Origin of the sequence: Nonomuraea sp. N2-4H (genome assembly GCF_045291505.1) — a bacterium.
Lineage (GTDB): Bacteria > Actinomycetota > Actinomycetes > Streptosporangiales > Streptosporangiaceae > Nonomuraea > Nonomuraea fastidiosa.
In genome coordinates this window covers 7,986,643-8,010,357 of the sequence record NZ_CP147987.1, presented here as the reverse complement: position 1 = coordinate 8,010,357, position 23,715 = coordinate 7,986,643, and the positions used below count along the sequence as shown (strand labels likewise).

The following is a 23,715-nucleotide window of genomic DNA, read 5'->3' as shown; positions in this document are numbered from 1 at the left end:
TCGAGGGAATGCGCGCGGTCACGCTGGAGAACGAGCGGCTGCGCGTGACCGTGCTGCCCGACAAGGGCGGCGACGTCATCGAGTTCCTGCACAAGCCCACCGACACCGACCTCGTCTGGCTCACCCCGCGCGGCCTGCGCGACCCGCGCGAGCACTTTCAGGGCGCGCCCGACGACGTCGCGCCGTTCGCCGACTACTACGAGGGCGGCTGGCAGGACGTCTTCCCCAACGGCGGCGCGCCCAGCGAGTACCGGGGCGCGCGGCTGGCCCAGCACGGCGAGGTGTTCGCGCTGCCCTGGGAGTGCGAGGTGGTCGCCGACTCCCCCGAGGAGGTCGCGGTACGGCTCGGCGTGCGGACGCGGCGGCTGCCGTACCGGATGGAGAAGGTGCTGCGGCTGCGGTACGGCGCGGCCGCGCTGGAGATCGAGGCGTCCGCCACCAACGAGTCGGGGCAGCGGTTGCACGCCATGTGGGGCCAGCACATCGTGTTCGGCCGGCCGTTCCTGCACCCGGGAGCGCGGATCCGGCTGCCCGACGGCGTCACCGTGATCCCGCACGACGTCCCGATCGCGCCCGGCGGCCGGCGGGTCAAGCCCGGCGGGCCGTGGCAGTGGCCGGTCGTGCCCGCCGAGGGCGGCGGCGACCTGGACCTGAGCGTGGTGCCCGAGCCCGGCACGCCGAGCGACATCGTCTACCTGACCGGCTTCTCCGAAGGCTGGTACGAGATCACCGGTGAGATCGGCTTCCGGGTGGAGTGGGACGCCGCGCTCCTGCCGTACTTGTGGATGTGGCAGGAGTTCGGGGCCACCACCGGGTACCCCTGGTGGGGTGAGGCGTACACGGTCGGCCTCGAGCCGTTCGCCGGCATGCCAACCAACGGCCTGGCCACCGCCGTGGAGAACGGCACGGCCCTGGTGCTGGAGCCGTACGAGACGAAGGTGCTGAGGTTGCGCGCGGAGGTCGTGGCATGAGCGAGTTCGACGGCAAGGTGGCGCTGGTCACCGGCGGTTCGATGGGCATCGGGCGGGCGGTGGTCGAGCGGCTCGCGGCCGGCGGCGCGTCGGTGGTGTACTGCGGCGTGGACAAGGAGGCCGAGCGGGACGGCGAGCGCGTCACCGGCCGGGTCGCCGACGTGCGCAGCGCCGATGACATGCGCGGCCTGGTGGACCTCGCGGTCTCCAGGTACGGCGGTCTCGACATCGTGGTCACCTGCGCGGGCGTGCAGCGCTACGGCACGGTCGAGGACACCCCAGAGGAGGTCTGGGACGAGGTCCTCGACATCAACCTCAAGGGCGTCTACCTGACCTGCAAGGCCGCGATGCCGCAGCTCCGCGCGAGGGGCGGCGGGTCGATCGTGGTGGTGTCGTCGGTGCAGGCGTTCGCCTCGCAGGCGCAGGTGGCGGCGTACACGGCGAGCAAGGCCGCGCTGAACGGGCTGGTCAAGGCCATGGCGCTGGACCACGCCCGCGACGGCGTCCGGGTGAACGCGGTCTGCCCCGGCTCGGTGGACACGCCGATGCTGCGCTGGGCGGCCGACCTGTGGCGGGGCGAGCTGTCGCAGGAGGAGCAGGTCGCGCAGTGGGGCAAGAGCCACCCGCTGGGCCGGGTGGGCCGTCCTGAGGAGGTGGCCGAGGTGGTGGCGTTCCTGGCGGGGCCGCGCTCGTCGTTCGTGACCGGCGCGGAGCACCGGGTGGACGGCGGGCTGCTCGCGCAGAACCCGGCAGCGCTCCCCGAGTAGCCGGCCTCCCCGAGTAGCCGGCCCGAGTAGCCTCCCCGAGTAGCCGGCCCGAGTAGCCGACGCTTCCCGAATAGGTCGAGCGCAGGCCACGGGTTCCTCCACGAGGGCCAAGTCTTCTGCCAACGCCGTGAAAGCGTTGTGCGGGGCCTTGATAGCAGTGAGTGCGGCGGGCCGGGCCCGCGACCCTGCACGGGCGCGGAGCCTTCAAGCGATCGCGCGGGGGTCAACGCGGCTCGCGGGCGATTCGCCGCCTGTCGGGTTCCAGGCCGAAAACGACTCACTGATCGGAGAGAAACCTGTGAGGCTCACCAAGAAGGCCGCCGGTCTCATCGCCGCGGCCACGCTGTTCACCGTGGTCGCCCCGGCCGCCGCGGCGGCGGCCAGCCCCCGCTCGACCTGCTACGGCGGTCGCGTCTGCCTGTACGCGGGCTACGACTACAACCGCGGCCAGGTCGACCACTGGCGGGACTTCGTCTCTGACGACTCCAACTTCGCCGACAACAACTGGCTCAACTGGGACTTCAGCAACTCCTGGACGAGCATGGACAACGACACCAGCTCGATTCGCAACCGCATCGGCTGCAGCGCCACGCTGTGGCAGCACCCCGGCTACACCGGCGCGCACAGCACGTTCACCCACAACTCGAACGACGGTTACCTGGCGAACAACGCCATCGGCAACGACCGCGCCAGCGCGATCGACATCTGGTGCCGCTGAGTAAGACAGGGAGTGCCGGTTTCCGGGCTTGGCCCTCGGAAACCGGCTGCCGCGGACTCCTCGCGAGCACGCTGGTGCTGGCGACGGCCGCCGCGGCCTGCGGCGTCGAGAAGCCGGCGGCACCGCCCGCGCCCGCCAAGGGCGTCACCTCGGTGTCGCACCTGGTGCTCCCGTTCGACGCGTACAAGACCACTCCCGAGCAGCGGGCCACGCTGGGCAACGCCCACAACCGTCTCGTCGTCAGGTGCATGCGCAAGCAGGGCATCACCATCGACCCACCCGCCGAGAGCGCGGCGCAGATCGCCGCGATCGATCCCGGCAACTCCCGCCGCTACGGCGTCGCCGACCCGGACGCGGCCAAGACGCACGGCTATCACCTGGCCAGGCCGCCGTCTCCCGACACGACCGGCGCCTGGGCCGGCAAGCTGCCCAAACGCGCCCGGCACCGCCTGTACGGCACCGCGGCCGACCGCGGCTGCCTCGACCGCGCCACGCTCGCCCTGGAGGAGGGCGCGCGCAAGGCGGACTGGCCGTGGCTCGCGCTGCAGGACTCGCTCACGCTCGAACAGGCCGCCAAGCACCCGTCGGTGACGGCGGCGGTCAAGCGCTGGCAGTCGTGCATGAAGCAGGCAGGCCACTCCTATCCGTCGCCCGAGGCGGCCATCGGCGACAGCCGCTGGAACCTCGACGAGCCCACGGCGGTGACGGACGAGGAGCGCCGCACCGCGACCGCCGACACCCGGTGCAAGTGGGCGTCGGGCCTGGTCGCGGCCTGGTACGCGGCCGATGCCGAGCTGCAGCGGGCCCTCATCCGCGACAACCCCGACAGGTTCGCCGCCCTCCGCCAGAACCTGGAGCAGCGCCTGGCGAAGGCCTCACGCCTGCTCGCCGAGGACGAACGCCGCGAGGTCGGCTGACTGGGCGAGCCTGCTGGGCTCGTGCACGTACATCATGTGGCCGGCCTCGTAGTACTTGAACTCGATGTTGCCGGTCAGCTCGGGCGGCACGGGCAGGTGGGCGAAGGTGTGCTCGGCGGCGTAGTACGGGGTGGCGCCGTCGTGGTAGCCGCAGGCCACGTGGACGCGCAGGTGCGGGTTGGCCCGCATGGCCGCCCCGAGCCGGGAGACCACCTGCACGTGCGCGTTTTCGAACTCCTTGTACGACCACGGCCGCACCCGCGAGGTGAGCACCTCGTACGGCAGGTCGCTGGCGTAGCCCAGCTCGGTGCGCAGGTAGTGGTTGAGCGCCGCGCTGTAAGGACCCATGATCGCGTCCATGCTGGGGTCGGCGGCGAAGTGCTCGCGGCCGGCGTCGGGGTCCCAGCCGGTGAAGCGGCCGTCGAGCCTGCCGACGACCTGCCGCCGGTGGCGCAGCACCTCGGTGAAGAACCTGATGTGCTCGATGCGCAGGTTCACCCGGTCGACGTAGTCCTCGCTCAGCCCGGTCAGCCGGGCGATCTTGGCGACCGCGGCGGCGCGCTCCTCCGGGGTGAGCCGGTTGCCGCGGGCCAGCACCCACAGGTAGTCGCGGTCGGCGTACTCCTCGGCCTCGCGCAGCACGTCGGCGAGCGGCCGGTCGCCGTGCAGGCCGTGGTAGTGGGCGATGGCCGCGTACGTCGGCAGGTAGAGCGCGTAGGCCAGGTCGTTGCCGTCGTTGAACTCGCCGGTGATGAAGTCGAGCACCGAGGAGATCAGGATGACGCCGTTGAGGTACATGCCGTAGCGCGACTGCAGGTGCTCGGCGAGACCGGCGGCCCGCACGGTGCCGTACGACTCGCCGGCCAGGAACTTCGGCGACATCCACCGCGCGTTCCTGGTGGTCCAGAGCCTGATCACCTCGCCGACCGACTCCAGGTCTCCGGTGAAGCCGTGGTACGGCTCCGCCTTCTCCCCCTGGGCGGCCCGCGAGTAGCCGGTGGAGACCGGGTCGATGAAGACCAGGTCGCTCACCCGCAGCAGGCTCTCCTCGTTGTCCACCAGCCCGTACGGGGGCGGCAGCAGCGCACCGGCGTCGCCCATGACGACCCTGCGCGGCCCGAGCACGCCCAGGTGCAGCCACACGCTGGACGAGCCGGGCCCGCCGTTGAAGGCGAAGGTCACCGGCCTGCTGCCGGGGTCGGCGCCGTCGAGGGTGTAGGCGGTGACGAACACCTCGGCCTTGGGGCGCAGGCCCTCGAACGTGCCGTCGGTGGTCACCTCCTCGCGCAGCACCAGCGTGCCGGCGGTGGCGGTGTACGACTCGCCGGTCGGCAGCGTGTGGGAGGAGGTGACGAGGTTGTCGGCGGGGGCGGCAGGCTTCGACTCTTCAGACATATCGCCCCATTATGGTGCGATTTCCACCGTCGGGTCCGCGAACCTCTCGTTGGGGACCGTGGCGTACCAGCCGGGACGCCCGGGGTCGCGGTCGTAGGGGTAGCCGCCCAGCTCGCGGTAGAGCTCGGCGTACCGCTCCACCTTGTCGCGGTCGAGCCGCACCCCCAGACCCGGGCCGTCCGGCACGGCGATGGCGCCCTCCGAGTACGCCATCCTCCCACCCTCGATCACGTCGTCCCTGAGCTGGTGGTAGTGGGCGTCGGCCGCGTACGTGAGGTTCGGCAGCACCGCGCCCAGGTGCAGCATCGTCGCGAGCTGGATGCCCAGCTCACCCGAGGAGTGCACGGCCACCCCGATCTGGAACGTCTCGCACACCCCCGCCGCCTTCACGCACGGCCTGATGCCGCCCCAGAACGTCGTGTCCAGCAGCACCACGTCGGCGCTCCTGCGCAGCACGTTGGAGGCGAGCTGCTCGAAGTTCACCACGACCGTGTTCGTCGCCAGCGGCACGCTCACCCGCTCGCGCACGGCCCGCAGCCCTTCGAGCCCCCAGACCGGGTCCTCCAGGTAGTCGTTGTTCAGGCCCTCGATGGCCTTGCCGAAGCGCAGGCCCTCGGCCACCGACAGCACCGCGTTGGGGTCGTACCTGAGCCGGTCGCCGGGGAAGGTCTCGGCCAGCGCGCGGTAGCACTCCAGCTCGTAGTCCGGCGGGAACACGCCGCCCTTGAGCTTGTGCACGGTGAACCCGTGCCGCTCCTTCAGCCGCCTCGTGTGCTCCACGAGCTGGTCAGGGGTGCGGATCTCGGCGTGGGCGTCGGAGGCGTACCGGAAGAACAGGTACGACGCGAACGGCACCCGGTCTCTGATACGCCCGCCGAGCAGGTCGCAGACCGGCACCCCGAGCCGCTGCCCGACCAGGTCGAGGCAGGCGAACTCGATCGCGGCGAGGAGCTGCGTGCGGTTGTTGTAGAGCGAGGCCGTCGGGTTTGCGACCTTGAAGCGCAGCGCTTCGAGCTGGAACGGGTCGTGCCCCTTCAGGTACGGCACCAGCGCGCGGAACGCCGACTCCGCGCTCTCCCCGCCGCCGCCCATCTCGCCCAGCCCGACCAGCCCGTTGTCGGCCTCGACCTCGACGATCGTCCGGACGAAGCGCCCCCAGTGCGCGCCGTTGCTGTGCCGCAGCGGCGCCTCCAGAGGCACGGCCACCGTCGTGGCCCGGATGTCGACGATCTTCACTGACGCGTCCCCCTGACCACGGCCACCCCGCAGGCGGGCAGCCGCACCTCGACCGGCTCCTGTCCCGGCATCGTCACCTTCGTCTCGACCGGCTCGGCGGCCAGCGACTGCAGCCGCACGCCGTCCCAGCCCACCGACGTGACCAGCACGTCGGGATGGTCAACTGTCACGTACGTCTCCGACGCCCGCGGGCCGCCGGTGATCAGCGCGCCCACGAAGGGCTCGCACAGGCCCGCGGCCGCCGCCGCGCCGAGCCGCCGCCCGTTCGCGCCGCTCTCGGACGTGACCGCGTACCGGAACGTCGTCTCGCCCTGCTGCTGCGCGGGGAAGTTGGTGTCCCAGATGTTGTTGAGCGCCCACGAGTAGACCGTGCCGTCCTCCTGCTCCAGCGTCGGCGGGAACGGCGCGTACGGCATGTGGATGGTGCCGAGCTGCACCAGCGGCGCCTCCAGCGTGGCCCAGGCGATGGTCAGCCCGGGGTCTTCGAAGGCGATCCAGTGCCTGATCGGCAGCATGTACTCGGCCGAGCCCGGCACCCGCGGCACGTCGGGGCCGCCGACGCCGCCGGTCAGCTCCCAGGCCGTGGCCTTGCCCGCGGCGAACGGGAACGCGAGGAACACCGCCTCCTTGGCCGCGGTGCCCTGCTTGGCGAGCTGATAGGTCAGATCCAGCCTGGGCACGCCGTTGTGCAGCTCGATCGTGGTGCGGATCCAGTCCACGCCCTTGCCGCGCAGCTCCACGACCAGCCGCTCGCCCACCGCCGTGCGCTTCGCCTCGGTGATCCGCGCGTGCTCGCCGATCGACCGGTTGCCGAGCAGCGTGCGGTCGTGCGCGCCGACGTGGCCCGACAGGTGGTTGAAGTGCGGTGCGGTGGCGTACTGGTCGTAGACGTACTGGCCGAAGCCGGCCGCCGCGTCGCCGTTGACCAGCTCGCGGCCGGCCCGCTTGTCGAAGATCGAGCCGATGTAGCCCTCGCGCACGTCGTACGCCACGCGGTAGAACTCGTTCTCGATCACGCCGCTCTCGTCCAGCTCGACCGGCTCGGGGGCCTGCGTCTCGCCGGGGACGACGTCGAGCCGTACGTAGCCGTAGCCCGGCACGTCCTTCACCACCGCGTGCACGTGCCGCCCGATCGGCCGGGTCGGCCAGTCCGCCGGGTCCACCGGCTCCTCGTGGTGCGGCAGCCGCTCACCCGTCCTGGCGTCCACGATCGCGATCGGCACCTCCGTGCCCACCACGTCCCTCGGCAGGAACGCGCGCACGACGTCGGTCCGCGCCCACGTGGCCGGGTTGAAGACGGCGAACGAGGCCAGCGCGCCGCGTGTGTCATCCACCGCGCCCGCGTCCGAGAGCGCCGCGCCGAACCGCCTGGTCGCCGCGTGCAGCAGGTCGGAGGCGTCGTCCTGGGCGTCGTACGCGCCGGACGACTTGCGCGTCCACTGCAGGCCGCCCGAGTCGCCGCCCTCCTCGGCGTCCTCCCACGGGTTCGCCGCGCCCCAGGTGTGCTCGTTGAACAGCGCGACCTTGTCGTACGCCGCGTCGATGCGCTCCGTCGCGTCCACCCCGGCCAGCGTGTGCAGCGTCTCGGCCACCCGCAGCGCCGACTGCGCCCTGCGCACGTAGCCCAGCGGGCGCGCCCCCGAGCCGAGCCCGTCGGCCCACCAGTCGGTCCAGTCGCCCTCGTGCACCGCCAGCCGGTCGTGGTAGCGCTCCTCGACGAACTCGAAGAAGTCGCTGTTGACCGCGCTGCGCAGCCGCGGGTAGGCCCACTGCTCGTTCCACCGCCGCGCGATCGTGGCCGGCACGATCGACGGGCCCGCGTTGTCGGCGTGCGCGCCCTGCACCCGCAGGTGCAGCACGTCCAGCTCGTACGGCTCCTTCGGCGCGTCGGGCCCCTGCCAGCCGAACGTGCCGGGCCCGTACGGGTAGCCGCGCGTCGCCAGCGCCGACAGGTAGCGCGGCAGCAGGTCGTCGGCCAGCTCGTAGGAGTCGGTCAGCCCGACCGTGTTGCCCTCCATGTACGCCATGCCGTGCGGCGTGTCGGTGAACCACACGAGGATCTCGTTGCCGCTCGGCGCCCGCCAGCGGAACGGCCTGGTCAGCTTGTCACCGCCGTGCAGGTACGGCACCGACCGCCCGGCCCAGTTGTGCGCGGCGGCGAGGTAGCGCACCCCGGCCTGGCTGAGCGCGTCCACCAGGCCCACGACCGCGCCCGGCACGTCGGTGTGCATGGCCGACTTCGTGGCGAAGCCGTAGCGGCGCTCCAACTGGGCGGTGAAGCGGAGCTGCCGGTGCAGCTCCTCGGTCGAGCACGCCTCGGTGTGCAGCTGGAACGGCAGCGCCGTCACCTCGATCTGCCCCGACCTGGCCAGCTCGGCGAAGGCGTCCACCATCTCCTTCGGCCTGGCCTCCAGCCAGCGCAGCGCCGGCATCGACGACTCGACCGTCCAGCGGAAGCGCGCGTCGTCCGGCCAGGACGCGCTCTCCTGCGCCAGCCGTACGGCCGCGTCCAGGTAGTCGAGGTGGTGGCGCAGCACCGTGCCCTGCGGGTCGGTGTAGCCGATGTCGAGGTGCGAGTGATGCACCACGAACACGTTCCACTTGCGCTGCGGCGTCACCGTGATCCGCGCGCTGCCCACGACGCCCGCGTCGTCGCGGCACTCCAGCGTGAACTCGCGCGGCGCGTCCACCTCCGGCACCAGCAGCGTCACATCGCGGCCCGTCGCGCTGTCCACGCCCACCAGCACGTGGGTCAGCGGCTCGGTGCTGGAGACCCGGACCGCCTGGCGTCCGTCGTGGGTGAACAGCGGCAGCACCGCGACCCGGACCTCCAGCCCGCGCACGCTGATCACGGGCGTCGAGGTGTCGTCTCGCAGCGCCTGCCTGATCCCGTCGTAGTCGGGACTCCCCAGGCTGCGCTGGAGCAACCGGCTGGTCATTGCACACTCCCTAGAGACAGGCCCCTGGCGAAGAGGCGCTGGGTTGCCAGGAACAACACCACGGTCGGCAGCGAGACCACGAGCCCGGCGGCCAGGCCGACCGGGACCGGGGTGCCGGCGTACACGTCGGTCATGAGACCCGCGATGGCGGTCATGACCGGCCTGACCTCTTCGGTCTGGGTCAGGGTCAGGCCGAAGATGAGGTCGTTCCAGATGAAGGTGAATTCGAGGATGAACACCGCCGTCAGCGCCGTGAACGAGATCGGCAGGTAGATGCGCCAGAAGATGCGCCACGTCGAGGCGCCGTCCATGCGGGCCGCCTCGAAGATCGAGAACGCCACCCCGCTGTAGAAGTTGCGCAGCACGAACGCGGCCAGCGGCACGTTGATCGCGGTGTAGATGAGGAGCATGCCGAGGCGGCTGTCGTACAGGCCGGCGTCGCTGTAGCCGACGAAGAGCGGCACCAGCAGCATCTGCGAGGGGAACACGGTGCCGCCGAAGATCAGCAGGAACCACCAGAACCCGTGCCGCAGCCGCAGCACCACGATCGTGTAGCCCGCCAGCGCGCCGATCAGCACGCCGAGCAGCGGCGAGAGCACGCTGTAGAGCGCGGTGCTGGCCAGGCTCGGCGTCAGGTTCGCGCTCTCCAGCGCCGTCGCGACGTTGTCGAACAGGGCGAAGTCGCCCGAGGGCAGCCACGCGCCGGCCGGGTCGTACGCATCGGACGGCCGCGCGGCGTTGACGAGCAGCAGGTACGTCGGCCCGAGCCAGATCAGCCCGAGCGCGACGAGCACGGCACGGCGGATCACGTGGCCGTCACCTGCCTGCGCAGATACAGGTAGGAGGCCAGCCCCGTCACGACGGTCAGCATCACCGCCACCGCCGAGCCGTAGCCGTAGTCGCTGGCCACGAACGTCTCCTTGTACATGGTCACCGCGAGCGTCTCGGAGTTGCGTCCAGGACCGCCCTGCGTCAGCACCCAGACGATGTCGAACGTCTTCAGGCTCGCCACCAGCGCGAGACCCACCACGACCGCCGTCAGCGGCCGCATGAGCGGCCAGATCACGTGCCGGAACAGCCGCCAGCCGGACGCGCCGTCCAGCCGCGCCGCCTCGATCGGCTCCTTCGGGATCGACTGCAGGCCCACGACGAACAGCAGCGTGTTCACGCCGAGCTGCTGCCAGGTCCAGACCGCGAGCATCGCGAGCGTGTTCACCGGCGCGTCCTGCAAAAACGCCGTGTCCACGCCGAGCAGCACGTTCGCGATGCCGCCGTGGGACAGGATCGGGCTCCACACCATGGCCAGGCCGGCGCCGCTGAGCGCGTACGGCAGCATGAACGGCGCCCGGAACCACGCGCCGCCCTTGATGTCGTACGACAGCACCGCGACCAGCAGCCCGAGCCCGACCGGCAGCACCATCGTGCCGATCACCCAGATCAGCGTGTTGCGGGTCGAGGTCAGCAGCGCGGTGTCCGCGAAGAGCTTGCCGAAGTTGGCCAGGCCGGTCCAGGCGGGCGGCTCAAGGCCGTCGTAGCGGGTCAGGCTCAGGTACGCGGTCCACAGGAACGGCGCGTACAGCAGCACCGCGACCAGGAGGGCGGCGGGCGCCACGTACCCATGCCTGAACCGGCCGAGCAGCGGGGCTTTCACCTGAGTTGGGGCCGCACTCACTGGTGCGTGCTCCAGTACTCGTCGGCGGCCTTCTGGATGGTCTGCAGGACCTCCATGTACGAGTCCGGCTCGGTGACGAACTTGCCGAACCCGTCGAGCGCGGCGTTCAGAATGGGCGGCGGCGTCGCCTCGAAGTAGCGGTTGACCAGGCGGTACTTGCCGCTGCCCGCGTCCTTGGTGACCGTGCCGAGCGCCTTGTCGTCGATCGTCACCTTCGGGTTGGCGCTGACGTCACCGCGGCTCTTGGCCCATTTCTCCTGCGCCTCGGCGGTGGTCCACCACTTGAGGTACTTCATGCTGGCCTCGGGGTCGGCCGCCTTGGCGAGCGAGCACAGCGGGCCGCTCTCGAAGATCATCGACGTCTTCGGCAGCGACGGGTTGACGTTCGGGATGACGAAGAAGTCGTAGTCCGTGCCGGCCTTCATGTCGCGGCTGGTCATGCTGGTGTTGAACCAGGTGCCGAACGTGACCATCGCGGCCTTGCCGTTCTTCAGGACGTCGCCCGGGTCCGTCTTATCCCCCGGATTAATGAAATATCCGGCGTCGATGAGCTGCTTCCACCGCTCCATCACCTGCACCACGCCCGGGTCGGTGTACTTCGCCTTGCCGGTGGAGAGCCGGTCGTACAGGTCGGGGTCGGTGCCGGCCAGGAGCTGCTCGAACCAGACGAACGAGAACAGCACGCTGGTGTGGTAGAACGCCTTGACCCCGTTCTTCTTCAAGGTCTCGGCGATCTGGACCAGCTCGTCCCACGTCTGCGGCGGCTTCAGGTCGTACTTGTCGAAGATCTTCTTGTTGTAGAACATCCCCCAGTAGGCGACGTTCATCGGCACGCAGTACTGCTTGCCGCCGACCGTGTAGTACGGCAGCAGGTCCTCCGACAGGTCACCCGCCTTGATCGCCTCCTGCCAGATGGCCGAGGTGTCGGCCACCTGCTTCTGCTTGACGATCTCCTCCAGCATCCCCCCGGTCTGCCAGGTGAACAGGTCGGGCTTGACGTTCGTGCGGAACGACGCCTTGATGAACGCCTGGTACTGCGCCGAGTCCGTGTAGCCCGTCGGCTTCATGCCCAGGCCGATCTTCTGCTTGGACAGCGCGCCCATCTCGTCGAAGTACTTCGACCACGCGCCCTTGTCGTTGTAGAGGGTCAGCTCCGTCTTCTTCTGCTGCTCGCCGGCGCCGTTGCCACCGCAGGCGGCCAGGACGAGCGCCGCCACGCCGAGCGTGGCCACACGTGACCGGAACATGGGCCGGCCTCCTTGGTTCTCATCGGGGGGATTGCAACCTGTGCTCGATAACGGTCTTCACATCGACCAGGTGGGCCCGCATCCGCTCCTCGGCCTGCGCCGCGTCGCGAGCTTCGATGGCCCCCAGGATCGCCAGGTGCTCCTCATAGTCGCGGCGCCGGTCGTCGAAGAGATGCAGGATCTCGCGCTGCTCCGGGCCGTGCACGGTCAGCAGCGAGTCGACCACCTCATGCAGGACGCTGTTGCCCGCCATCCGGGCGGTCGCCCGGTGGAAGGTCATGTTCGCCTCGTGCAACTCGGCGTCCTCGCCCCGCAGATGCCTGCCCGCCTCGTCGAGCACCTGCCTGAGCGCCGCGATCTCCTCCTCGCCGGCGTGCTCGGCGGCCATCGCCGCCAGCGGCGGCTCGATGACGATCCGCGCGCCGAGCAGGTCCAGGAGCTGAGGGGCGTGCATCTCACGCATGTTCGGATTGGGCAGCACCAGCCGCTCTATGGCGGCTCCGACGTAGATGCCGGAACCGTGCCGCATCTCGATGGCCCCGGTGGCCTCGAGCCTGCGCAGCGCCTCGCGCAACGTCGGAGTCGTGACGGCGAAGCGCTGGGAGAGCTCCCTGGTCGAGGGCAGCCTGTCGCCGGGCCGGTGCCCGCCCGTACGGATGAGCTCCAGCATGCGCTCGGTGAGAGCGTCGGAAAGCGAGGGCCGCGTTACCTCGGACATATCAAGTGATCTAATCACTTTTCGGGTGTGGCGTCTATGAGGGATATCGATTCGTCACAGATCGCCATGTGAGGCCCGTACCGCTCCGAGCAGGTTCTCCCCGGACCACCCCGCACACGACGACCCGCCGAACCCCCGGTCCGCAGGCGAGCCGGGGACGCGCGAGAGCCCGGAAGAGCAACCGCGGCGCCCAGCGAGCAGCGGGGCGGCCTAACTCTTGAGCAGCTTGAGCATCAGATCGATCTGCCCCTTACGGGAGCTCTGCACCTGGGCCGCCCACTTCTGCACCTCGGGGTGGGCCCCGCCCGCCACCTCGGCCGAGGCCATCTGCACGGCGTCGTCCTGGTGGGCGATGAGCAGGTTGAGCAGGTCGTACTCGAAGTTCTTCGACACCTTCAGCGCCTGGATGCGCTTGGCGTCGGTCTCCGGCATGCCGCCGTGGTGGTCGTGGGCGCTGCTCGGCGGCGTGACCGGCTGGTCCCAGTCGCGCAGCCAGCGTTTCAGCATCTCGACCTCGTCCCGCTGTGTGGCCACGATGGCCGAGGTCAGCGTCTTGATCTCGGGGTCGGTCGCCTGCGCCGCGCCGATCTGGGCGATCTCGATGCCCTGCCGATGGTGCTGCACCATCATCTGGACGAACATCACGTCGTCGGCGTTCACCGGCGGCTCGTCCTTCCGCTGGCCGCAGGCCGTGATGAGCAGGAGCCCGAGGACCGCTAAGACCGTACGCAACCGCCTCAACTCCCGCTTATCAGCCAGGAAACCTTCCTATTGGAGGATTGCCCACCTGCGCAAGGTCTGTCACCCACCCCGTACGAAGCCGAGCGCCTGCCCGATGTGGTGCCGGACGATCGCCATCATCGCCTCCCGATCCGGGAAGTCCCCATCGAGCAGCCGCAACGGCCCGGCCACCAGCGCCAGGCTCTGGGCCAGCCGGTAGAAGCGCATTCTGGCCTCGTCCAGCCCTTCGATCCGCAGCCGCGGGTAGTGCTCCCCGAACCTGAGCCGCAGGAAGACGTGCTCCCACTCGACGTCGAAGAACTTCGCCCCGTCGATGTCGATGAGCACCGGCTCGCCGCCGTCGTCCATCAGCACGTGGTCGGGCCCCAGCTCGCCGTGGATCAGCGCGTGTTCCGTACGCGGCTCGATGCCGGCCGCCATCTCCCGCAGCAGCTCCTCGAACGCGTCCCGCTCCCGCCTGATGGCCTCGACCCGTCCCGCCGCCTCCGCCAGATCCTTGACCGCCCACCCCAGCACGACATCCGGGCACACCCCCGCCTCGACCTGCCCGACCCTGCCGAGCCCCGCCGACCGCCGCCCCGCCATCGTTTCGAGGTAAGCCGCCAGCGGGCTCAGACCTCTGAGGTCGTTCCTTCGAAGCCGCTCCTCAAGCGTGCCACCGCGCACATCCTCAACGACCGCCACCTCACCCGGGTAGTGCCGCCCGCTCCCGTCGGCGAACAGCAGCCGCGGCACCCGCACGCCCAGCGCACTGAACTCCTGATGAGCCGCGAGAAAGGTCTGCAGCCCCGAAGGCCCCCCTTCATCACCCCAGAAGTTCTCTTCAACCGCCCAGGAGTAAAGAACAGCACTGGGCCCCCGACCGAACGTCAGCCGATAGACCCCTTTCCTGGTCCCACCCCGCAACCGCTCCACCCCGTCGAGCCGGGTTCCGGGGCCGAACACCTCACGTACCAGCCCGGCCAGCCGGTCCCGCCCCGCAAACCGCCGCCCACCGGCAACCCCCGCGCTACTCACAGAACCCCCGCCACCACCGACCGGACCAGCCCCGCTCGAAGCCTCCGCCTCACTCACACCGGCCGCCTTTGCCCGCATGACCCGCTCCAGCCACCCGCCCGCCAGCCTCGGCCGACGCGACGGGACGCATCCCGATTCGCGCCGCCACCGGCACATCGTCCCGCCCCACGATCCCCACCGCCACCGGCTTTCCTGGGCAGCCGTCGCCGGCCGGATCACCGGACTACTGGCGACCGAATCACCGGAATAAGCGCAGCAGGCGCCTCAAGCAGAGAACAAAGGCCCAGAAGATCCCTGACACGGACGCATGCCCCCTTCCCCATGACACCGACCCATTTGGTACGAGAACGATCCAGCATCCCCGATCGTTCACCCCTGCCGCACCCCCTTTCCCGCCATCATGCTCGCCTCACCCGCCCCCGCCAACCGCGTATCCACAAGCCCGGCTCCAACCGGCGAAGCCATGCGAAAGACTCAGCCTGCACCGGAACCCCGGAAAGCTCCCGCTCTAACGTCACCACAATCCCGTCCCGCTCACGCACACCAGGATCAGCGGCGTAGCGAACGGCAAAGACTGCCGAGCGATCTGGGCGAACACCCGCCGACTCACCTCAACCTGCGGCCCCACACCCCAAACCTTCGCGACCACCCATGCTCGGCGAACAATCGACCTCTCATCCGGAGCGCGTGTCGCCGCCATGGTGTCTACCTCAGCAGAAACGCCGCGGTCGAGGTGACGGCTCAGCTAGCACCCCCGGCATTGTCCTCCAACTGCGCCCCCAGCCAGGCCCGAACTGCTGCTTCTTCTTCGTACGTGAAGGCCAATCCCACCTGATCGGCCCGGCTGAGCATGCTCTTCACAAACGCCATGCCGATCTCCACTTCAGTTGGCGAAGGTTGGCGATACAGAGGGCAACCACCATTTGCCGTGCCATGCAGGACGACTTCGATGACCTTGCGGCTTACAGCAAGTCCTTGAGTCTGAAGCTGGTCGCGCGACCAGCTAATACAATGAGCGAGATTGAACTGATGGGAATGGGCGTAGGCGGAAAGCGTTTGATATATGGCCGGCCACCACCCAGATGGCAGCCGAGGCAGGCTGAATAGTTCGGTCAAGCGCTCGACAGGCTCCGGCAGAGCGACAACCTGCCCTACGGCATCAGGGGGCGTGTGACGGATCTTGTCCCACAAATAGTGCTGCGACATACATAGGTTGGGCAGATTGAGACTTTCCACCGCTCGAGCGAACCCGCCATGACCAAACCAGTCGGTGTGAGCGATCACGTCACCCAGCTCGCTGCGCAGCTGCCCCGCTAGAGTAGCCATATTTATCGGCGCGGGCGCCTCGTTATACTCCCTGAGGACCTTCGAGCGGAACGACATGTACGCCTCATCGTGGTCGACCGACACGCCATCGGAATGCGTGACCCCACCGTCGCAGTCCTCACCCTCGGTGTCCGCGGTCATGTCCGCATCGTCATCGAAGTCAACATGTTCACCCGAAACCAGCGCCAGCAGCTGCCGACTGCCCAGGACTTGATCGGCGATTGAGGTGAACGCCTCGGCGGCATCTGCCGGTGACACGATCACTGTGCGCCGGTCTGCGCGACGCAGTCGTTGCAGTAGAGGCGCCATATCGGAGTCACCGGAGGCGATGACGAACTCCTCATATAAAGTGTCGGCCGACAGTGCATCAACGGCATCGATGACAATCCTGATATCGGCGCCGTTCTTCGTAGCGCTGTAACGCGGACAGTCGATCACCTCGAAGCCGGCGCGAACGAACGACGGCCTGAACCGAGAGAAGTACAGCCGCTCCGCCTTCCCATCCGGGTCGCGATGGTTCACCCATCCGGATGGATTCAGGTAACAACGCAGAATCAGCCAGCGTCGTGAAGCATCCGTAGTGGATGTCGTAGACAGACGGCGAAGCCAAGCGCCCGGATCGCTCGCGAACTGGATAGCCACCTCTGGATCCAAGTTGAACATGCCGGTGAAGACATTGTCAAAGTCGAGATAGAGCGCAGTCCGGACATACTCCACACCAGTAACCTACCACCGTCAACCCATCCGCAAGAGAGGAATTACGGTTCGGCATTGCCAATCGCGTACAAGAACGACAGCAAGCGGAACTACGACCCAAGGAACACGAACGAAGCGCGAAGGAGCCTCGAACTTGTCAGCCGTTGCCGGCCGAGATCAAACCGACATTAGACGACATCAAGCACACTGGCATCGGCGCATGCGTCTAGCTGTACTTGGCCAAGGTCTTGGTGACACGCGGTCGCAGGTAGTTGATCACGCAGAAGACCTCCGGGCGTAGTGGAGTTTGCCGCTTCACCACCACCCGGAGGTCTTGATGGGTCACGCTAACGCGCGGCTGACGTTTCATGGCAGATGCCTGCTGATTCGCCGTGTCGTGTTCGACGGCCGGCCGGTAGCGCATGTCGCCGCCGAACTCGGTATCTCCCGGCAATGCGGACACCGATGGGTGCGCCGGTTCCGGACCGAGGGCTGGGACGGGCTGCACGAGCGGCGCAGCGGCCCCCGCTTTTGCCCCCGCCGCACCCCCGCCGCCACCGAACAGCGGGTGCTCACCGCCCGTGCCCAGCTGCGCTCCGGCCCCGACCACATCGCCCGGGTCACCGGCGTACCGGCCAGAACCGTCACCCGCATCCTGCGCCGCCACGGCGTGCCGCTCCGGCCGCCTGCGCCCCCTCACCGGCACCCCCATCCGCGCCCACCGCAAAAGCGCCAACCGCTACGAGCACGCCGCGCCCGGCGACATGATTCACCTGGACGTCAAGAAACTCGGCCGCATCCCCGACGGCGGCGGCTGGCGCGCGCATGGCCGTAGCGAGCAGGTCCGCGGCCGCGGCATCGGCTACGACTACCTGCACACCGCCGTCGACGACCACAGTCGCCTGGCCTACGCCGAAGTCCTCACCGACGAAAAGGGCACCACCTGCGCCGCCTTTCTGACCCGCGCCGCCGCCTTCTTCGCCGCCCACGGCATCGACCGCATCCGCCAGATCCTGACCGACAACGCCAAGAACTACCGCAGCAGCCGCGCCTTCCAGCAAGCCTGCGCCGAACTGGGCGCCCGCCAGAAGTTCACACGCCCGCACTGCCCCTGGACCAACGGCAAAGCCGAACGCTTCAACCGCACGCTGGCCACCGAATGGGCCTACCGCCGGCCCTACACCAGCAACCAGCACCGCACACACGCTCTTGATCCCTGGCTCGAGTACTACAACACCACCCGGCCACACTCCGCCCTCGGCGGCCAGCCACCCATCAGCCGACTGACACCAAGTTCATGACCAAGTACATCTAGCACGGGACCTTCGGCACCGGGGCGGACGATGACGCCCTATTACCCCCGGTCATGCTCGCCCTCAATGCCGCGAAGATCGGCGTGGCCAAGGCCGGCAGTAGACGCACCGCCCTGCACGAGAGCGCAAGCTGACGCTGCTTACGACGATCTAGACGTCAAGTCGGCGTGCCTGGCCCGTGGAACACCTTGTCCTTAGCACCTGGTCGCCACTCGGCCTGTCCCACGCGTCAACCTTCGGCCATGCCGTACGCAGGATGCACAGAGACCGTCCGCCTGGATACCAAAGGCTTGATGACAGCAAGTGAGCCGTTCATCAAGCCAGACGCGAACCCGCCCTCCCGAATGAGCCACCAGAGCCGATCAGTTCGGCTCGCGTGAGGTCATGCAGGAACATGCAGCGACCTGCGGTGAGCGAGGGCGTTAGCAAAGGGCCTCCCGCGACGATCGCGAGAGGCCCTTTCAACTGGGAGCCGCCTTGGGGATTCGAACCCCAGACCCCTTCATTACGAGTGAAGTGCTCTGGCCGACTGAGCTAAGGCGGCATCTGCCGTGCAGCGTGAAAGAGTCTACAGGAGCCTGAGGGGTTCTCGCTCCCATCGGTCCCCGATCCCCGCAGAGCACCCTAGTTCACGCCGCCTGCACCCCTGGTCGCACTGCTCCCCCAGAGGGCCGTCCGCACCCCGGCGCACGCCACCCACACCCTGGTCCGCGCACGTCGTGCGGCTGCGCCCAGGGCCGCACGCCCCCGAGGTGCGCCGCACGCCCTAGTTCGCAGCCCTGCACCAGATTCCGCCCCGCCTAGAGGCACACCGCACCGCGCCCGAATCCGCCAGCGCCCTCGTTCGCGCCGCACGCTCCCCAAGGCCGCGCGCCCCGCCCAAGGCGCGCCCCCGTCCAAGGCGCGCCCCCGCCCAACGAACGCCCCTGCGGCCTAGTTCGCGCCTCCCGGCTCCCCGCCGCCCCCGTACGTCGAGTCGTACGCCTTCCGGGGCCCGCACACGCTCGCACGGGAGCACGAGCACCGCCTCCCGCCGTCGTTGAGGCGGACCACGACCGAGTCGGAGGGCACGTTGTGCCCCACCACCGTGCCGGGCCCCTCGGGCGTCTCCACACTCGTGCCCGTGCGTGGGGCTGTGGCGCGGAACTCCTGGTAGAGGGGGTGTTCGTACTTGAGGCAGCACATGAGGCGCCCGCACGCGCCGGCGATCCGCAGCGGGTTGACCGGGAGGTCCTGGTCTTTGGCCATGCGTACGGAGACCGGCTCGAAGTCCTTGAGGAAGGTCGCGCAGCACAGGTCGCGGCCGCAGGGGCCGATGCCGCCCTGGAGACGGGCCTCGTCACGGGGGCCGATCTGGCGCAGCTCGACCCGGGCCCGGAGGTTGCGGGCCAGGTCGCGAACGAGGGCGCGGAAGTCGACCCGGTGCGGCGCCGAGAAGTAGACCGTGTAGACGTTGTCCTTGTCGAGGTAGTCGACGCCGACGACCTTCATCGGCAGCGAGTGCCGTTTGATCAGCCGCTTGGACACGCTACGGGCCTCGGCTCGGCGCCGCTTGTTCGACTCGTCACGTGACAGGTGCTCTTCGCCGGCCGGTCCGGCGCACACCGGCAGGCCCTCGATGTCCTCGCTCGTGTACTGCGGCGCCCAGACGCACTCCGCCACCTCGGGCCCCGCGTTGGTCGGTACGAGGACTTTGTCGCCCACCTTGTACGTGCGATCGCCGGGATCGAGGTAGTAGAGCCTCCCGTAGCGGGTGAAGCTCACGGCCATGATCATTCCCATGGGCTCGAGCTCGCCTCCTGACGGCCTCGGGGTCGGTCACTTACGGCCTTCCCCGCCACACTACGTGCGCATGCCTGGAAGGCCACCCCCACCGAGCTCCTTATTCCGCCGCCTTGCCCAAGGCCGCCGTCCCGCCGGCCCACCGTCTCGGCCGCCTCAGGAGCACACCCTCCCCGCAGGGAGCTCCAGGCCGAAGTCGACGTACAGCGCCCGCCGCTCCGCCACACACCGCTGGTACACCACCTCCGCCACCCCGGGCTGCCGCTCCAGCTTCTCGATCACCTCGGCCCCCTTCCTCTCATCCTTCAGCGCGATCCTGAACGACTCCGGCATGTCCTCCACCGCCGTGTGGCGCATGAGGGCCGCATCGTCGGCGAACGTCTTCTTGAACTTCGCGTACGCCGCCTCCTTGCTCTCATAGACGTACTCCGCCACCTGCGGCATCCGGCGGATCAGCCGCTCGATCGCCTGCCTCTGCGCGGCCGTCACGGCCTTGGCGGGTCCCGAGCCGCATGCGGACTCGCGCGAACCCCGCTGGCACAGGAAGGCGGTGATCTGCCACCTGGTCTCTTCAGCGGTCGGCTGCCGGGTGACCTCCGGCGAAGCGCGGTTCACGATCCCGGCGAGCCCCGCCAGCGAGATGACGGCGTCCTCCACCTGCTTCCGGTCCCCGCCCTTCTTGATCTTCAGCCGGTACGCCGCCGGCAGGTCCTCGGCCTTGACCGCGCCGAGCATCGCGGTGTCGCCCGCGAAGCTCTTCTTGAACCGCTCATAGGCCGCCGCCTGGTCCTCGAAGGACAGCTCGTTGACCTGAGGAAGCCTCCGCAACGCGGTCTCGATGGCCTCGACCTGCGCCGGGGTGGCCTCCTGCCCGCGGCAGGGCGGCCTCTTCGCCGACTTCGTGCACAGGAAGACGACCATCTCGGCCGCCTCGCTCTGCGCGGGCTCCACCGCCGCCACGTGCTCGTCGCCGCCGGTGCCCAGCGCCACGGCGGTCGCCGCGCCCGCGATCGCCACCGCGGCCGCCGCCACGCCCACCAGCCGCAGATCCACCCGCACCCGCCGCCGCTCGGGAGTGCGCAGGGGCCGAAGGGTGTGGGGGTCGAGCGCCGCCCCGGCCTCTTCCAGGGCCTCGCGCAACCGTTGTTCGATAGGGCTGTTCATGAGTCCTCCCCGAGAGCCCGGCCGAGAGCCGCCAACCCTCGCGCGACCGTGGACCGCACGGTGCTCGCACTGATCTTCATCGTCTCGGCGATCTCCTGGTCTGTGAGATCGAAGTAGTAGCGCAGCGTGAGCGCCTCGCGCTGCCTGCCGGGCAGCCCGCGCAGCGCGAGCAGGACCTCCCGGCGCTCCTCCCCCAGCAGCGCGGCGCTCTCCGCCGACCAGACGGGCGGATCGTACGGCGGCGTCTTCCTGAACACCGTGGCCCGCCGCCGCAGGACCGATCGGCACCCGTTGAGCACCGCGGACCGCACGTAGGCGAGCAGCTTGCCGTCGTCGCGCAGCCGGCCGCGGCGGGCGCACGTGCGCTCGAACGCCTCCTGCACGACGTCTTCGGCGCTCGCCTGGTCGCCGACCATGATGAGGGCCAGCCGGACGAGGCCGACGTGGTGCTCGGCGAAGATCGAGGCGACGTCGGCCCGGCGCCGCGACAGGTCTTCCTGCCGGGTGAGCAGTTCGGTTTCCACGCAACAGAGACGCCTGACCGGCTCATCTGCTGCTCCGGTCACGCGAGTATTTTCAGCGCAGGGCGAGCATCATCGCCTCGACGGCCATCTGCGGGTTGACGCTGGCCGCCAGCCGTTCACGGCACTGCATGATCGCGTCGATGCGCCGCAGCGTCTCCTCCGGCGTGGACGACTTGGCGAGCTGGTCGAGGTCGAAGCGCAGATCGTCGTTGGCCAGCTCGACCTCCGTCGCCCCGAGCTGCATGGCCAGCACGTCCCGGTAGAACGACACGAGCTCCAGCAGGGCGGCGTCGAGCGAGTCGCGCTTGATGCGGGTGGCGCGCGACTTCTGCCGGTCCTCCAGCTCCTTCAGCGCCCCGGCCCCGCCGCGGACCAGCCCGCGGTTGAGCCCCTTGCCTGATGATCCCTCGCCGTACAGCTTGCGCAGCTCGGCCGTCTCGCTCTCGTTGAGCGCGGCCGTGGCGGCGGCGGCCTCCTCCTCGGCGGTCTTCACGAGGCGTTCGGCCGCGGCGATGCACTCGCCGACGCCGGTGAGCGTGCGCGGGATGCCGAGTACGGCCTCACGCCGCTTCCTGACGCCCTCGTCGAGCGCCAGCGCACGGGCGCGGCTGATGTGGCCCTGTGCGGCCCTGGCGGCGAATCTGGCGGTCTCCCAGGGCACGTTGTCGCGGGTGGCCAGTACGTGGGCGACGGCCTCGGTGGTGGGCGTGACGAGGTTCACCAGGCGGCAGCGGGACCTGATGGTGATCATCAGGTCGTCGGGTGCGGGCGCGCAGAGCAGCCACACCGTACGCGGCGGCGGCTCCTCGATGGCCTTGAGCAGCGCGTTCGCGGCCGACTCCGTGGCCCGGTCGGCGTCCTCGAACAGGATGACCCGCCACCGCCCCTGCGTGGGCGCGCCGGCCGCGCGCAGGATCAGCTCGCGGGTCTGCTTGACGCTGTACGACAGCCCTTCGGGACGTACGGACTCCAGGTCGGGATGCGAGCCGATGAGCACCTGGTGGCACTGCTCGCAGTGGCCGCAGCCGCCGTCGGGGCAGAGCAGGGCGGCGGCGAAGGCGCGCGCGGCGTCCTCGCGTCCGGCGCCCGGCGGGCCGGTGAACAGCCAGGCGTGCGTCATGCCCGCGCCGCGCCCGCCCGCGACGACCTCTCCGGCCGCGGCCGCGGCCCGCGACAGCACGGCGATCGCCTGGTCCTGCCCCACGAGGTCATCGAAAACCGTCACGGCCCAAGGCTAGTCGCCGCCGCCGCCCGCCACGTGCGTACGCTCGACCCGATCTTGACCTCCGGCCGGCGGTTGCCGACCATCGGAACAGTGCGCTTCCCTCGCGTCAAACCCGAGCACGCCCCGAGCCGCTCATCCGACGGCACCATCCGCCTCGGCGGCGTCATGTACGGCATCGCCTCGGAGATCGAGGACCCCGACGGCTGGGCCTGGGCCGCGCTGACGCTCATGGACGGCACGCGCCCCACCGACGAGATCACCGCCGAGCTCGCCAAGCGCTTCACCGAGCTGACCCCCGAGGAGGCCGGCGACATCGTCGCCACGCTGCTGTCCTCCGGCCATGTGGAGGAGGCCGACCCGGGCCCCTGCGCGGAGCTGAGCGAACGGGAGAAGGAACGCTACAGCCGGAGCAGGGACTTCTATCGCTGGATCGACCTCACCCCGCGCGACCACGGCTGGGAGCCGCAGCTGCGGATCAAGGCCGCGCGGGTGCTGGTCATCGGCCTCGGCGGTACGGGCGGCCATGTGGCCTGGTCGCTGGCCGCCTCCGGCGTGGGCCGGCTGCACCTGGTCGATCCGGACGTCGTGGAGCTGTCCAACCTCAACCGGCAGTTGCTCTACACCGAGGCGGACATCGGGCGTCCCAAGGTCGAGGTGGCGCTGGACAGGCTGCGCCGGCTCAACTCCGACATCGAGATCACCGGGGAGAGCGCCACGGTGGCCGGCCCGATGATCTGGATCGGCTGGTCGACGGGTTCGACGTCCTCGCGCTGTGCGCGGATCACCCGCGCGAGCCGGGCGGCATCCAGACCTGGGCGAACCGGGTCTGCGCGCGCAAGGGCATCCCCTGGGTCAGCGGCGGATACAACGGCCCCCTCGTCAGCGTGGGGGTCTTCGGTCCCGGCGGCCCCTGTTACGAATGCGTCCGCGCCGGCATCCCGCCGCAGCCCGGCGCGGACTACGCCTGGCCGGGTGTGATGGCCGCGTCGGCCGGGCTTTCCGGGCAACTGGTCGCCCATGACGTGCTGGCGCTCATCACCGGGATCTTGCCCGCACCACCCGGCTATTTCCACGGTGTGGCGCTATTGGATCCGAACGGGCATGTGTACGCACACAATCCGTCATTACCCGGCTGCGAATTCTGTTCTTGATCGATAGCGAAAAAGAGGGGAATCTAAAACTGCCCTTCTTCACTGCGATTCGACAAGGAGTGTCATGAGCAACACATCCGCGCAGGAACCGCAGCACGAGCAGAAGCCGCGCAAGAAGAAGATCGTCGTCCGCCGGCTGGAGAAGATCGAGCCGACCACGTGGACGCCGAGTCACGGCAACTCCAACTGATCCACC

The 23,715-nt window shown here is 69.4% G+C and carries 20 protein-coding genes, 1 tRNA gene and 2 pseudogenes; 8 read left to right on the top strand and 15 right to left on the bottom strand.

The features are described 5' to 3' along the window. The first annotated feature begins 8 nt into the window (after positions 1-8). The 4 genes from WBK31_RS37100 to WBK31_RS37085 all read left to right on the top strand — a co-directional run bounded on the left by WBK31_RS37100 (position 9) and on the right by WBK31_RS37085 (position 3,373). Complete coding sequence (locus tag WBK31_RS37100) at positions 9-971, top strand: DUF4432 family protein (protein WP_364064074.1); 963 nt, start codon at positions 9-11, stop codon at positions 969-971. Beyond that, complete coding sequence (locus tag WBK31_RS37095; protein ID WP_364064077.1) at positions 968-1,738, top strand: SDR family oxidoreductase; 771 nt, start codon at positions 968-970, stop codon at positions 1,736-1,738. Before WBK31_RS37100 ends, WBK31_RS37095 begins: the two co-directional genes overlap by 4 nt. 298 nt (positions 1,739-2,036) lie before the next feature. Next, on the top strand, positions 2,037-2,456 hold the full coding sequence (locus tag WBK31_RS37090) for a peptidase inhibitor family I36 protein (RefSeq protein ID WP_364064079.1): 420 nt from the start codon (positions 2,037-2,039) through the stop codon (positions 2,454-2,456). 74 nt (positions 2,457-2,530) lie between these two features. Next, complete coding sequence (locus WBK31_RS37085; protein ID WP_364064081.1) at positions 2,531-3,373, top strand: hypothetical protein; 843 nt, start codon at positions 2,531-2,533, stop codon at positions 3,371-3,373. Here WBK31_RS37085 and WBK31_RS37080 read toward each other — a convergent pair. From WBK31_RS37080 to WBK31_RS37035, 10 genes are all read right to left on the bottom strand, one after another. After that, entirely contained in the window at positions 3,332-4,768 is a 1,437-nt protein-coding gene (locus WBK31_RS37080) for a S10 family serine carboxypeptidase-like protein (protein ID WP_364064084.1), read from the bottom strand. The two genes, WBK31_RS37085 and WBK31_RS37080, sit on opposite strands and share 42 nt — an antisense overlap. A gap of 9 nt (positions 4,769-4,777) precedes the next feature. Beyond that, positions 4,778-6,004 (bottom strand): enolase C-terminal domain-like protein, encoded by a 1,227-nt coding sequence (locus tag WBK31_RS37075; RefSeq protein ID WP_364064086.1) that lies wholly within the window; start codon positions 6,002-6,004, stop codon positions 4,778-4,780. Further along, the gene (locus tag WBK31_RS37070) at positions 6,001-8,943 is read right to left on the bottom strand and encodes a glycoside hydrolase family 38 C-terminal domain-containing protein (protein WP_406673917.1); all 2,943 of its coding nucleotides are present in this window, start codon (positions 8,941-8,943) and stop codon (positions 6,001-6,003) included. The genes WBK31_RS37075 and WBK31_RS37070 overlap by 4 nt, the downstream gene beginning before the upstream one ends. Beyond that, the gene (locus WBK31_RS37065) at positions 8,940-9,752 is read right to left on the bottom strand and encodes a carbohydrate ABC transporter permease (protein ID WP_364064091.1); all 813 of its coding nucleotides are present in this window, start codon (positions 9,750-9,752) and stop codon (positions 8,940-8,942) included. The genes WBK31_RS37070 and WBK31_RS37065 overlap by 4 nt, the downstream gene beginning before the upstream one ends. Beyond that, on the bottom strand, positions 9,749-10,594 hold the full coding sequence (locus WBK31_RS37060; protein WP_378785743.1) for a carbohydrate ABC transporter permease: 846 nt from the start codon (positions 10,592-10,594) through the stop codon (positions 9,749-9,751). The genes WBK31_RS37065 and WBK31_RS37060 overlap by 4 nt, the downstream gene beginning before the upstream one ends. Before the next feature lie 17 nt (positions 10,595-10,611). Further along, the gene (locus tag WBK31_RS37055; protein WP_378785744.1) at positions 10,612-11,862 is read right to left on the bottom strand and encodes an ABC transporter substrate-binding protein; all 1,251 of its coding nucleotides are present in this window, start codon (positions 11,860-11,862) and stop codon (positions 10,612-10,614) included. Between the two features lie 19 nt (positions 11,863-11,881). Further along, positions 11,882-12,580 carry a FadR/GntR family transcriptional regulator gene (locus WBK31_RS37050; protein WP_364064100.1) on the bottom strand — a complete coding sequence of 233 codons (699 nt, stop codon included), beginning with the start codon at positions 12,578-12,580 and terminating at the stop codon, positions 11,882-11,884. Between the two features lie 210 nt (positions 12,581-12,790). Then, positions 12,791-13,312, bottom strand: coding sequence for a DUF305 domain-containing protein (locus WBK31_RS37045; RefSeq protein ID WP_364064103.1), 522 nt, complete (start codon positions 13,310-13,312; stop codon positions 12,791-12,793). A 69-nt stretch (positions 13,313-13,381) separates the two neighbouring features. Further along, positions 13,382-14,416 (bottom strand): phosphotransferase family protein, encoded by a 1,035-nt coding sequence (locus WBK31_RS37040; RefSeq protein ID WP_406673916.1) that lies wholly within the window; start codon positions 14,414-14,416, stop codon positions 13,382-13,384. Positions 14,417-15,079: 663 nt separating this feature from the next. Further along, a complete protein-coding gene (locus WBK31_RS37035) occupies positions 15,080-16,381 on the bottom strand; it encodes an NYN domain-containing protein (RefSeq protein WP_364064109.1) in 1,302 nt (433 codons plus the stop codon). A gap of 316 nt (positions 16,382-16,697) precedes the next feature. Here WBK31_RS37035 and WBK31_RS37030 point away from each other — a divergent pair. After that, a pseudogene (locus WBK31_RS37030) lies at positions 16,698-17,661 on the top strand (IS481 family transposase). A gap of 482 nt (positions 17,662-18,143) precedes the next feature. Here the strand turns inward: WBK31_RS37030 and WBK31_RS37025 are convergent. The 5 genes from WBK31_RS37025 to WBK31_RS37005 all read right to left on the bottom strand — a co-directional run bounded on the left by WBK31_RS37025 (position 18,144) and on the right by WBK31_RS37005 (position 22,368). Continuing rightward, positions 18,144-18,217, bottom strand: a tRNA-Thr gene (locus tag WBK31_RS37025). Between the two features lie 389 nt (positions 18,218-18,606). After that, positions 18,607-19,455: a stage 0 sporulation family protein gene (locus tag WBK31_RS37020; protein ID WP_406673915.1), complete on the bottom strand. Its 849-nt coding sequence runs from the start codon at positions 19,453-19,455 to the stop codon at positions 18,607-18,609. Between the two features lie 156 nt (positions 19,456-19,611). Next, positions 19,612-20,619 (bottom strand): permease-like cell division protein FtsX, encoded by a 1,008-nt coding sequence (locus tag WBK31_RS37015; protein WP_364064111.1) that lies wholly within the window; start codon positions 20,617-20,619, stop codon positions 19,612-19,614. Continuing rightward, entirely contained in the window at positions 20,616-21,143 is a 528-nt protein-coding gene (locus tag WBK31_RS37010) for a SigE family RNA polymerase sigma factor (protein WP_406673914.1), read from the bottom strand. Before WBK31_RS37010 ends, WBK31_RS37015 begins: the two co-directional genes overlap by 4 nt. A 52-nt stretch (positions 21,144-21,195) precedes the next feature. Further along, complete coding sequence (locus WBK31_RS37005; protein WP_364064115.1) at positions 21,196-22,368, bottom strand: DNA polymerase III subunit delta'; 1,173 nt, start codon at positions 22,366-22,368, stop codon at positions 21,196-21,198. Between the two features lie 165 nt (positions 22,369-22,533). Here WBK31_RS37005 and WBK31_RS37000 point away from each other — a divergent pair. From WBK31_RS37000 to WBK31_RS36990, 3 genes and pseudogenes are all read left to right on the top strand, one after another. Beyond that, a pseudogene (locus WBK31_RS37000) lies at positions 22,534-23,067 on the top strand (HesA/MoeB/ThiF family protein); the annotation flags it as partial. A 35-nt stretch (positions 23,068-23,102) separates the two neighbouring features. Next, positions 23,103-23,519, top strand: a complete 417-nt coding sequence (locus WBK31_RS36995; protein ID WP_406675558.1) for a ThiF family adenylyltransferase — start codon at positions 23,103-23,105, stop codon at positions 23,517-23,519. 64 nt (positions 23,520-23,583) lie between these two features. Further along, complete coding sequence (locus tag WBK31_RS36990; protein WP_364064120.1) at positions 23,584-23,709, top strand: hypothetical protein; 126 nt, start codon at positions 23,584-23,586, stop codon at positions 23,707-23,709. Positions 23,710-23,715: the final 6 nt, after the last annotated feature.